This is a genomic window from Fictibacillus terranigra (genome assembly GCF_030412265.1).
Classification (GTDB): domain Bacteria; phylum Bacillota; class Bacilli; order Bacillales; family Fictibacillaceae; genus Fictibacillus_C; species Fictibacillus_C terrinigri.
In genome coordinates this window covers 168,158-180,044 of record NZ_JAUHLN010000003.1, presented here as the reverse complement: position 1 = coordinate 180,044, position 11,887 = coordinate 168,158, and the positions used below count along the sequence as shown (strand labels likewise).

General features: G+C 43.3%; 11 protein-coding genes and 1 other RNA gene. 11 read left to right on the top strand and 1 reads right to left on the bottom strand.

The window, feature by feature from the left end; genetic code table 11:
* Positions 1-121: 121 nt before the first annotated feature.
* Together QYF49_RS16065 and QYF49_RS16060 are read left to right on the top strand one after the other, a co-directional pair.
* The gene (locus QYF49_RS16065) at positions 122-934 is read left to right on the top strand and encodes an HAD-IIA family hydrolase (RefSeq protein WP_290400620.1); all 813 of its coding nucleotides are present in this window, start codon (positions 122-124) and stop codon (positions 932-934) included.
* Positions 935-954: 20 nt separating this feature from the next.
* Positions 955-1,659, top strand: coding sequence for an MgtC/SapB family protein (locus QYF49_RS16060; RefSeq protein ID WP_290400619.1), 705 nt, complete (start codon positions 955-957; stop codon positions 1,657-1,659).
* 33 nt (positions 1,660-1,692) lie between these two features.
* Here QYF49_RS16060 and QYF49_RS16055 read toward each other — a convergent pair whose 3' ends face one another.
* Complete coding sequence (locus tag QYF49_RS16055; RefSeq protein ID WP_290400618.1) at positions 1,693-2,256, bottom strand: glycerol-3-phosphate responsive antiterminator; 564 nt, start codon at positions 2,254-2,256, stop codon at positions 1,693-1,695.
* A gap of 188 nt (positions 2,257-2,444) precedes the next feature.
* Between QYF49_RS16055 and QYF49_RS16050 the strand changes: the two genes are divergently transcribed.
* The 9 genes from QYF49_RS16050 to QYF49_RS16010 all read left to right on the top strand — a co-directional run bounded on the left by QYF49_RS16050 (position 2,445) and on the right by QYF49_RS16010 (position 11,884).
* Positions 2,445-3,131, top strand: a complete 687-nt coding sequence (locus tag QYF49_RS16050; protein ID WP_290400617.1) for an LbetaH domain-containing protein — start codon at positions 2,445-2,447, stop codon at positions 3,129-3,131.
* Positions 3,132-3,311: 180 nt separating this feature from the next.
* Positions 3,312-5,618, top strand: coding sequence for a DEAD/DEAH box helicase (locus QYF49_RS16045; protein ID WP_290400616.1), 2,307 nt, complete (start codon positions 3,312-3,314; stop codon positions 5,616-5,618).
* A complete protein-coding gene (locus tag QYF49_RS16040; protein ID WP_290400615.1) occupies positions 5,587-6,846 on the top strand; it encodes a ribonuclease H-like domain-containing protein in 1,260 nt (419 codons plus the stop codon). Before QYF49_RS16045 ends, QYF49_RS16040 begins: the two co-directional genes overlap by 32 nt.
* Positions 6,847-7,222: 376 nt before the next feature.
* The gene (locus tag QYF49_RS16035; RefSeq protein WP_290400614.1) at positions 7,223-7,795 is read left to right on the top strand and encodes an SLOG family protein; all 573 of its coding nucleotides are present in this window, start codon (positions 7,223-7,225) and stop codon (positions 7,793-7,795) included.
* Positions 7,796-7,947: 152 nt separating this feature from the next.
* The gene (gene gpsB / locus QYF49_RS16030; protein WP_290400613.1) at positions 7,948-8,256 is read left to right on the top strand and encodes a cell division regulator GpsB; all 309 of its coding nucleotides are present in this window, start codon (positions 7,948-7,950) and stop codon (positions 8,254-8,256) included.
* 79 nt (positions 8,257-8,335) lie between these two features.
* Positions 8,336-8,725: RNase P RNA component class B (rnpB, locus tag QYF49_RS16025), an RNA gene on the top strand.
* 109 nt (positions 8,726-8,834) lie between these two features.
* Positions 8,835-9,971 (top strand): THUMP domain-containing class I SAM-dependent RNA methyltransferase, encoded by a 1,137-nt coding sequence (locus tag QYF49_RS16020; RefSeq protein WP_290400612.1) that lies wholly within the window; start codon positions 8,835-8,837, stop codon positions 9,969-9,971.
* Positions 9,972-10,069: 98 nt separating this feature from the next.
* On the top strand, positions 10,070-10,264 hold the full coding sequence (locus QYF49_RS16015) for a hypothetical protein (protein WP_290400611.1): 195 nt from the start codon (positions 10,070-10,072) through the stop codon (positions 10,262-10,264).
* Positions 10,265-10,366: 102 nt separating this feature from the next.
* A complete protein-coding gene (locus QYF49_RS16010) occupies positions 10,367-11,884 on the top strand; it encodes a carboxypeptidase M32 (RefSeq protein WP_290400610.1) in 1,518 nt (505 codons plus the stop codon).
* Positions 11,885-11,887: the final 3 nt, after the last annotated feature.

The window sequence follows — 11,887 nt, the reverse complement described above, 5'->3', positions numbered from 1 at the left end:
ACAAATGAATATGAGCGGGAAGAGAATAAGAGAAACCCCTAGCTATTTTTGCCTTTGCGAATAAGGCTTCTATAGCTGGGGGTTTTATTCATTCAGTTGGATCCAAAATGGAGGTATTCGAATGGTGAAAGGCTTTATATTTGATTTGGACGGAACCGTTTATGTAGAAGACCAGATTATTGATGGGGGAAAGGAAGCGATTCAATATTTACGAGATGGTGGGCATAAGGTTGTTTTTTTTACGAATAAATCCATTTCTACTCGTAATGACTATGTGAAAAAACTGCAGCGATTGGGTATTGACGTGTCGATAGAAGAAGTGATCAACTCAAATTACATTACCGCCAAGTTTCTAAAGCAAAACATGAATAGTAATGATGCAGTCTATGTCATTGGGGAGCACGCATTATTCGAAGAGTTAATAATTGAAGGAATAAGACTTACAGAGGATCCCAATCTGGCTACTTATGTCGTTTTAGGCTGGGATCGGCAATTTAATTATATGAAACTGAACCTTGCCTACCAAGCTTGGGCAAAAAACAGGGCTACGATTCTGGCCACCAACCCGGATCGCACATGTCCGGTAATTGACGGTCAGCTTCCTGATTGCGGGTCAATAATTGGAGCCATGGAAGGAACGATTGGCCGGCCAATTGATTATATAATGGGCAAACCTTCTAAATTAGCGGCGGATATCGTTATAAGAGATGTTCTAAAATTAAAACCTGAAGAATGCTACATCATCGGAGACCGTTTAGAGACTGATATTCGAATGGGAAATGATAATGGGATACAAACGGTTCTTGTGCTATCTGGAATTTCAACAAAAGCAATGTTGAAGGAATCTGTGCACAAACCCTCCTATATTCTTCAAAGCATCAAAGATATCCACCAATTACAATTTAACAGCCATTTGCCAATAACGAGTAATTGAAGTGAAGGAGGTTGATCGAAATGATGGAATGGGCAAAAAACTTTGACGAAGGGATGCTGTTGAAGCTGTTCATATCTGCCATATTGGGGCTGGCAATCGGCTTGGAAAGACAATTAAAGAGGAAACCGTTGGGGTTAAAAACAAGCTTGGTCATATCCATTATTAGCTGCCTGTTAACCATCGTTTCCATACAATCCTCCTATTCATTTCCATCATCTGATCTGATAAAAATACAAATGGATCCGCTTCGATTAGCGGCACAAATTGTTTCGGGAATTGGATTTCTGGGAGCGGGAGTTATTTTAAGGAAAGAGGATGATACCATTACTGGTTTAACAACGGCTGCAATGATATGGGGAGCGGCAGGGATTGGTATTGCGACAGGTGCTGGTTTTTATATCGAAGCTGTTGCAGGTGTCATCCTATTAATGATTAGCGTCGAGCTCCTTCCGATTTTTTTGAATAAACTTGGTTTTTGGAGAAAAGTACATGCGAAGGAAATCTCCATTAAACTTAACTTAAAGTATAGAGAAGAAATCGGTGAGGTGATCTCTGAAGTACAGAAACAAGGGCTTAGAATCGACCATGTCCATATCCAGGATTTAGAGGACTGTTCACTTCTCCTGGAGCTAAAAGTAACAGTCCTTAACAAACACACAATCTATGATATATACAGAGGCATAACTGAGATAAACAAAATATACCGGACAGAAATCAGCGGTTAATATCATACAAAAAAGGGGGGTGTTCTGTGCACTTTAGATATCAAAATTCCATAGGGAAGAATCTCCTGTGGACATAGCAAGGGCACCCGCTTCCAGTCCTTTTATAATATCTTCTTTTGAACTGATTAAGCCTCCTGCAATGATGGGCAGGTTAACCTGTCGTGTAAGATGATCGATCACTTTTGGCATCAGTCCCGGGAGAACCTCAATTGCATCTGGATAATAAGACTGGCAGATGTTGATTCCTTTTTTAATGGCACTGTGATCAATGAGAAACATTCGTTGAATGACCATTAATCCTTCGTCTTTTGCAAACTTAATCAAGGAGCTTTTTGTAGTAATGATGCCTGCAGGATTCCATTTTTGAGCAATATATTTTATGGCACTTTTTGTATTGGAAAGGCCTTCAATAAAATCAATATGGATAAAAATACTTTTTTGAGCCTCTTTTAATTTATCAAGATATTCCGTCATATTCAGCAAGTTTCCCGTTAAAAGAAATACGATATTGGATTTACTCGATATCGCTTTTTCAATATCTCCTTCACTTTTAATCGAAGCAATGACTTGTGACTGAACCAGATCAACGATATTCATACTGTGCACTCCTTAACCAAAATTTAAATCGGTTTTTAAAATATAGGGGGATTGCACTAGGTATTCGATAAAAGGTGTGGTTTCTCCTTTTTTCATGTGTCTGACTGTATTTTTATAAAATGGCCATGTTGCGGATATCCCCATCTTGCATAATTTGAATGGATAAAGTGAACAAAGGGGTGATCTGTTTGAAAAGCAACGATGAATCAGCAGGTAATTGTTTTAAACCATTTATCAGTCCTAATCCCATTACTTCCTTTAATCCGGTTCAAAGTTTCCCGAGGATTGACAAAACATCATTCCTCAGTCCTTTCTCAAGTGTGATTGGGGATGTAGCCATAAGAAATAATGTGTATGTCGCACCGAATGTCAGTATACGTGCGGATGAAGGAACCCCATTTTATATAGGGTCCAATACAAATCTTCAGGATGGAGTTATTTTACATGGTTTATTAAATAAACGGATTTCTGTAGGTGGAAAGGGATATTCCATCTTCATCAGCAAGGAAGTCACCATAGCTCATGGAGCTCTTGTCCATGGTCCTTGTTATATAGGTAAGAAGGTGTTTGTTGGATTTAAAGCCATTGTATATAACGCAATCGTACAAAGCGGAGTATTTATTTCCAATAATGCGGTGGTGACCAATGGTGTTCATATTGCTATGAATAGGTTCGTTCCTCCAGGGGCTTATATTGATTCTCAAAAAAAAGCGGATGCCCTTTCTAGAGTACCTTCTGACAGCAAAGAATTTGCCAGAGAAGTGCAGCGAGTCAATCAGGAATTTCCAGCTTCTTATAATTTATTATTCGGTGAAAGCCGCTGCTCCTGTGGAGTTGCATATGACAGCCGCAGTAAAGAGGAGCAGAATGATTAAAAAAGGGCTGAAGGCCTTTTTTCGACGAGGACCAAAGTGGAACAGCAAGCCCGCGGGTATGCTGTTTTTTCTTTTTTTGGTGCCAGGCACCGCGGTTTTTCGTACATCAACCCCTTTCACGCGAGATATTTGTTTTCTTACGAACGTTTATTCGATAAAATAGGGGGTGAGGTGACGGATATGGAAACGAAAAAAACGATGCAGGAACTGCTTGCATTATTAAGAACGGAACCTTCCATCAACGAACAGATAGTTCACTGGAAAACGATTGAAGAAAAAGATGCGGTGACAGGGCCGATCCCTGAAACGCTTCATCCACATATAAAACAAGCTCTGCAGGACAGGGGGGTATCTTCTCTCTACTCCCATCAGCTGTCCGCGTTTCAGACAGCTCAACACAGCCATAGCTTTGTCGCAGTCACACCGACGGCATCAGGGAAAACCCTATGCTACAACTTGCCGGTCCTTCAGGAAATCGCTCACAACCCGGACAGCAGGGCACTATATTTATTTCCGACCAAAGCGCTCGCACAGGACCAAAAAGCAGAAATCAATGAGTTTATTGATGCGATTGGTCTCGATATCAAGAGCTATACGTATGATGGCGACACACCGGCAAACATCCGGCAGGTCGTACGAAAAGCCGGAAATGTTGTTATGACGAATCCAGATATGCTGCATTCAGCGATTCTGCCTCATCATACGAAATGGGTGTCCCTGTTCGAGAACCTGAAATACATCGTCATCGACGAGCTCCATACATATAGAGGGGTGTTCGGCAGCCATGTTGCAAATGTCATCCGCCGTTTAAAGAGAATCTGTTCCTTTTATGGAAGCCAGCCGATCTTCATCTGTACATCTGCGACCATCGCGAATCCGAAAGAGCTTGCGGAAAAGCTGACGGGAAGCGCTATGGAACTCATTAACAACAACGGCGCTCCGAGCGGGAAGAAGCACTTTATCTTCTATAACCCTCCAATCGTGAACAAGCCATTAAACGTGAGAAAATCAGCGACTCTTGAGGCGAGAGACCTCGCCAGCCAGTTTCTCAAAAACAAGATACAGACCATTGTGTTTGCAAGAAGCCGTGTAAGAGTTGAAATCCTGCTGACATATCTGCAGGAACTGGCCAAAAAGGAATTCGGCATGAAATCCATTCAAGGGTACAGGGGGGGCTATCTTCCAACTCAGCGGAGAGCCATCGAGAAGGGCTTGCGAAATGGAGAGATCATGGGTGTAGTGAGTACGAATGCCCTTGAGCTTGGTGTCGATATCGGACAGCTCCACGCTTGTATTTTAACAGGGTATCCTGGTTCGATTGCTAGTGCGTGGCAGCAAGCGGGGAGAGCGGGACGCCGTCAGGACGAATCAGTCGTGATCATGGTTGCAAGCTCCAGTCCGATGGATCAATATATCATCCAGCAGCCGGAATACTTTTTTGACCGTTCTCCTGAATCTGCACGGATCAATCCGGATAACTTGATCATCCTTGTCGATCATGTCAAATGTGGGGCGTATGAGCTTCCTTTTCAAGAGGGGGATTCATTCGGCGGAGTAGAGCTTGAAGAGATTCTTGAATTTCTGACAGACGAACAGGTTCTTCATCACCAGGGAAAACGATATTTCTGGATGAACGACTCATTCCCTGCACATAACATCTCATTGCGGTCCGCATCACAGGAAAATGTGGTAATCGTTGACCAAAGTGATGTGGCAAATGTCAAAATCATTGGGGAAATGGACCGTTTCAGCTCGATGACCCTTCTGCATGAGGAAGCGATTTATCTTCATCAGGGCATACAGTATCAGGTCGAAAAACTGGATTATGAAGAGAAGAAGGCCTTCGTTCGGGAAGTGGATGTGGACTATTTTACCGATGCCAATCTTGCTGTTTCTTTAAAGGTGCTTGAAATTGACAAAAATACGAAGATGAAAGATCAGGAACGAGCGTATGGGGAAGTAACGGTAAATGCGATGGCTACCATTTTCAAGAAGATCAAATTTGAAACGCACGAGAACGTAGGGTCAGGGCCGATTCATCTCCCTGAAGAAGAGCTTCACACGTCGGCTACCTGGCTTGAATTTGAAAGAGAACAGCTTCACAATGTAAGTGAGAGCTCCATTGAACAGGGGCTGATCGGGGTGGCGAATGTGTTTCGTCATGTGGCACCGCTTTTTGTCATGTGTGACCCCAGTGATTTGCATGTCGTTCCACAGATCAAAGCAGTCCATTCCGGCAAGCCGGCGATTTTCCTTTATGATCGCTATCCAGGCGGCATCGGATTGAGTGAGAATGTGTATAAAATATGGGATACGGTCATTCATGAAGCCTATCATGTAATTCAATCATGTCCTTGTGAAGCTGGGTGCCCTTCTTGCACAGGGACGATGCTGGAAGGTGAGAATGCGAAGGTTCTTGCATTAAAGCTGCTGGATGCAGTCAGGAGAGATGAACATGTCGATGCAATCCAAACTGAATCGCTTTAAAAAGCATCTCGTCACCGAGAAAAACAAGGCGGAACCTTTGGTCGAATTCACTCCGCAACGTCAGGCCATTCAGCATCATGAAGCTTGGAAAAGTCTTCAGACTGCCCCTTATTTTTATGATGAGGAGTATTGCCTCGTCAGGGAAGTCCACTATCCAGTAGATCAGCGCTGGGGGAACTATTCCTTTAAAGAACTCGAGAGTGTCATGGAGGCATGGATGAAGTCTGGGGACATCCATCCTCTATCTTCTCATAACCTTTCCCCAGCAGATTTACTGTTCTTTGATACAGAAACGACAGGATTAAGCGGTGGAGCGGGTAATACGATCTTTCTGCTCGGGCACAGCCAAGTGGAAGAAGAGCAAGTTAAAGTAAAACAATATTTTCTTCCCGGACCGGGCTCCGAGATCGCGATGTACCACTATTTTCTAACACAAGTGAAGGAACTGAAGAACCTGGTCACGTACAACGGAAAATCGTTTGACTGGCCTCAAGTCAAAACGAGACATACACTGATCCGGGATTTTGTACCGTCACTGCCAGCGTTCGGCCATTTTGATCTTCTCCACGGCTCCAGGAGGCTGTGGAAACAGAGTCTTGAATCCGTGAGGCTCTCTGTCGTTGAAAAAGAGATCCTTGGTGTGGAGCGGGAGCATGATACTCCTGGTTATCTTGCACCGATGCTCTATTTTCAATACTTAAAAGAAAATGATCCGGAACTCGTAAAGGGGGTCATGATTCATAATGAGTGGGATGTTCTATCGCTGATCACCCTGTATATTCACATTTCCAAGATCCTTCAGGGTTCATCAGCCGTGACGAGTATCGAACAATATGAGTCGGCCAGGTGGTATGAATCTGCCGGGCAGTTTGGCGTCGCTCTCCAAAAATACACGGAAATGATGAATGGGGAAGGCAGTCCAAGCAAAATGGCCAAGAAGGCTGCCGCCGCTCTTTACAAAAAAATGAAGCAGGAACATCTCGCTGTTCCGCTCTGGCAGGAACTTTGTCAAAACAGCTCGATGGAAAATGATGAAGAACCTTTCGTCGAGTTGGCAAAATGGCATGAACATCAGGAAAAAGATTTTGAAAGAGCACTTTATTATGCGGAAGCCGCTTATGGGATCTGGAAGAGGAAAAAAAGGCTTTTGAAAAGGACGGAGGTTAAGGAAAAAGCCGCGTTTGACAAGAGAATTCAGAGATTAAGAAAAAAATGTGAAATCACCTAAAAAAATATAAATTTTGGCCGATAAATGTATTTAATTTTGAACACTTTTTGTGTAGAATGAAAAAGGAGATTTTTCATAGGAAAATCATAATTTATTCCCCAGGCAAGCGCAAAATGTGCGCCGCTTTGACGATAGTCGCTATTAGGTTACAGGTGCTGTAGAATTTTGGGGAATTGGCCATTTTCCTGTAAAAATATGCTAGTATATTAAGCGATGGAGAGATGTAACCGTGAGGCAATGGGTAGTATTTGCATTTTTTCTTGTTTTGGGTCTGACGTTTTTTATTGCAAGTGAATTTAGTCATGTGACGTGAGGGAACTGATCATTTTGATTGGTTCCTTTTTTCGAAGTAATCGAAATGCTGGGAGCGAAATTCATGGTGAAAAACTTGCTGGTTACTGGATATAAATCCCATGAACTCGGGATTTTTAAAGAGAAGGATCCGGGGGTACACTATATAAAAAAAGCCATCGAGAAGCAGCTGACGGCCCTCCTGGAAGAAGGATTGGAATGGGTGATCATCAGCGGTCAGCCCGGTGTTGAAATTTGGGCAGGAGAAGTAGCGGTTGAGATGAGAGAAGAAAGGTTCCCGGAGCTGAAACTGGCTGTGCTTACGCCGTTTTTGGATCAGGAGGCGAATTGGAACGCGGCACGGCAAGAGCAGTATCATGAACTGCTGGCACAGGCGGACTTTGTACAATCGATCTCCGATAGGCCTTATTTCAGCCCCAAGCAGCTCGCTGCCAAAAATGGGTTCCTTGTGCAGAAAACGGACGGAATGCTCATTGTATATGATGAAGATACACCGGGAACCCCGCGTTTTTATCTTGACCCTGCTCAATTAAGGCAAGAAAAAGACCCTTCATACGAAGTAATATATATCACACCGTATGACCTTGAACTGATCTATCAGGATGAGCAGGAAGCCAACGGGGAATTTTGGGAATAAAAAGGATAAGAAATTGACTTTTTCTATTGAATTTGAAAAAATATAGGCTAGATTTAAGTTAAAAGTCATCAAGTATAAATGAAGAACGGTGTTTTGGTTTTAACCGTGCAGCGAATGCAGTAAAAAAGAAGTTAAACATTGAGGTGAGCCCGATGAATGGAGAAAAACGATTGAATCTGACTGCAAAAGAAATTCTTGAAAAAGATTTTAAACAGGGTTTTCGAGGTTATGATCAGGATGAAGTAGATAAATTCCTTGATTTAATCATCAAAGATTATGAGAACTTCCAGAAGGAATTTGACAAAGTGATTCAGGAGAACAACAGGCTCCGCAAAGAAGTTCAAAACACATCTGAACAAACAAGAAGAGTTCCTGCTTCTTCTATGAACATTAATTCCGACATTCTTCAGCGTTTGTCCAATCTCGAAAAGCACGTATTCGGAAGCAAGCTGTACGACTGATTTAGTCATTATTATCCATTTGATTTTTAAACAGCTTCCTGTTATACTGAATTTTGCTTTGACAAATTAAAAACTAATAACGTTCGGGTAATCGCGGCATCTTTTTAAGGATGTTGAGGAAAGTCCATGCTCGCACGGTCTGAGATGGCCGTAGTGTTCGTGCCTGGCGAAAAGATAAGCCAGGGTATTCCGGTTTCGACTGGATTAACGGCAGGGAACTCACCTAAGTCTTCGGATATGGTGACACTACCTTTAAAGTGCCACAGTGACGTAGTCTTTCCGGAAACGGCAAGAGTGGAACGCGGTAAACCCCACGAGCGAGAAACCCAAATTATGGTAGGGGAGTTTTCTGAGCGGAATTGAACGCGAAGAAGAACAGATGATCATTCATCTGTAGATAGATGATTACCACCGGAGTACGAGGCGGAAGCCGAATGCAGTACAATGGAACAGAACATGGCTTACAGAACGTTATTGGTGACACTTGAGAATGTGAGAGGCCCTAGTGGCCTTTTTTCTTTTTACATAAGTTATTTTGGGTATATTAATACTGGAAAACAAACATAAGGAGATCACTTATGAATCTGACGTATATTGCAACAGCGGCCATGGGCCTGGAATCCATCGTCGCACAGGAAGTACGGGAGCTCGGCTATGAGGATGTAAAAGTTGAAAACGGCAAGATTATTTTTAAGGGTGATGAATCTGCTCTCTGCCGCTCCAATCTTTGGCTGAGGACTGCAGACCGTGTAAAACTGCTTGTCGGTGAATTTAAAGCAGAAACTTTTGATGAACTGTTTGAAAAGACAAAAGCTTTGCCTTGGTCAGATTTTATCCCTGAAGATGGGGAATTCCCTGTTATCGGAAAATCGGTGAAGTCCAAATTATTCAGTGTATCCGACTGTCAGGCCATCGTAAAAAAAGCGGTAGTTGACCAAATGAAGAACGCTTATCAAAGAGAAACGTGGTTTCCGGAAGACGGTGCTCTTTACCGTATTGAAGTCGCTCTATTGAAAGACGTGGCTACTTTGACGATCGATACAAGCGGGACAGGCCTCCATAAACGCGGTTACCGTGCCCTCCACAGTGAAGCGCCTTTAAAAGAAACGATGGCTTCCGCTTTGATCAAATTAACGAACTGGACGCCGGACAAGCCTTTCGCCGACCCGTTCTGCGGATCGGGAACCATACCGATCGAGGCAGCGATGATCGGGCAGAATGTGGCACCGGGACTAAACCGGGAATTTGCTTCTGAAAATTGGAACTGGATCGATAAAAAAGTATGGTACGGGGCTGTAGAAGAAGCGAATGATCTCGCAAAATATGATACACCGCTTGATATACAGGGCTCTGATATTGACCATAAAATGATCGACCTTTCGATCAATAATGCTGAAGAAGCGGGTTTTGGCGATTTTATTACGTTTAAACAGATGCAGGTCAGAGACTTTACCACAAGAAAAGAGTACGGCTATGTGGTCAGCAACCCGCCTTACGGGGAACGGCTTGGTGAAAAAGAAGAAGTAAAACAGCTATATAAAGACATGGGTGAGGTCTTCCGCCCGCTCGATACTTGGTCGGTATATGTCATTACCTCCAATGAGCAATTTGAGCAGCTCTACGGCAAAGCAGCAACAAAAAAAAGAAAACTGTATAATGGGCATATTAAGACCGATTATTACCAGTACTTCGGCAAAAAACCGCCACGGAGCTAAACTAAGGATCTCCCTCCAGATGAGGGAGATCCTTTTTTTGTTCGGCAAGTAATGAGGAACGTGTGAACCGGCCATACTGTGAGCAGAGGTGATGGACAATGGATGAAAAAACGGAATATATCCTGCAGCTGAAACATGCATATGAAACGATAAAGGCATTGAATGAACAATACGGCGAACGGTATCAACACGCTTTAATAGAAGCGGATCATGCATTAAAACAGGCGCTGTCTTACGAATTTGGCATCAGGGGAGAACATGGAACCTGCTCTTTTCTGGACCGGCTGCATTAAGGGCATTGTTGGGGCTTTTCTTCCTTTGAAGGAGTTTTCTGTTTTCTGCCGAATAGTGAGGTGGTATGGTTAAATTACGTTAAGTTAGAGAGGAAGAACATAATGTCACAAACCTTGCAATCGGTGGAAAAGAAATTTCTTGATTATTTGAAAAAAATGGCGCATTTGAATGAAGCCATCGGATTAATGTATTGGGATCTCCGTACAGGTGCGCCTAAAAAGGGTGTCAGCCAGCGTTCCGAAGTCATCGGCACTCTGTCTGCAGACGTATTCGCCATGTCCACATCGGAAGAAATGAAAAAATACATAGAAGAACTTTCTGAACCGTCCGTTTTCGATTCACTTGCGGAAGTAACGAAAAAAACGCTGGAAGAGGTTAAAAAAGAATATGACCGCAATACAAAGATTCCGGCTGATGAATTTAAGGAATACGTGATCCTGCAGTCCAAAGCAGAAAGCATCTGGGAAGAAGCGAGAGCGAAGTCAGACTTTGCTATGTTCCAGCCCTTCTTGGAAAAGCTTGTAGAGTTCAATAAACGTTTCATTGAGTACTGGGGGTATGAAGGCAACAAGTACAACACCCTCTTAGATATGTATGAGCCGGGAGTAACAGTAGAAATCCTGGATGAAACGTTCGCTAAACTCCGGGACCGCATCGTACCTCTTCTTCAGAAGGTGACGGACGCAGGCAAGCCCGAGACGTCATTCTTGTTTGAGCCGTTCCCTAAAGAGAAACAGAAAGAGTTCAGCCTTCACGTTTTAAAAGAGATGGGTTATGATTTTGAATCCGGCCGTCTGGATGAAACGGTTCATCCGTTCGCTATCGGATTAAACCCCAGAGATGTCCGTGTGACGACCCGCTATGTGGAAAATGATTTCCGCACTGCGGTTTTTGGCACCATCCATGAGGGCGGCCATGCTCTTTATGAACAAAACCTGTCAGAAGATCTTGTAGGTACGCCTCTTTGCACAGGTACCTCCATGGGTATCCATGAGTCACAGTCCCTGTTCTGGGAAAACTTTGTGGGACGCCATATAGGGTTCTGGAACCATCATTATGCTTCGCTCAAACAATGTGCTGGATGCCAGTTTGAAAGTGTAGACCTTGAAAGCTTCTATAAGGCGATCAATATTGTAGAACCTTCCTTGATCCGTATTGAGGCGGACGAGATGACATATCCCCTTCATGTGATTGTTCGGTATGAAATTGAAAAAGGCTTGTTCAATGACGAAATAGAAGTGAAAGACCTGCCACGCATATGGAATGAGAAAATGCAGGAGTACTTGGGAGTAACACCTGAGAAAGACAGCGAAGGTGTCCTTCAGGATGTTCACTGGTCAGGGGGAAGCTTTGGTTATTTCCCTTCCTATGCACTGGGTTATATCTATGCCGCCCAGCTCAAACAAGCTCTTGTGCGTGACCTTCCTGAATTTGATCAGCTTGTTGAAAAAGGGAATCTTAAACCGGTTCAGGAGTGGCTCAGCAAAAATATTCACCAATATGGAAAAATGAAAAAACCGATGGAAATTCTTCAAGATGTGACAGGCGAGGGCTTGAATCCGGACTATCTGATCCAATATTTTGAAGAGAAGTATTCCTCCATCTATCAGCTGAATTAGTCG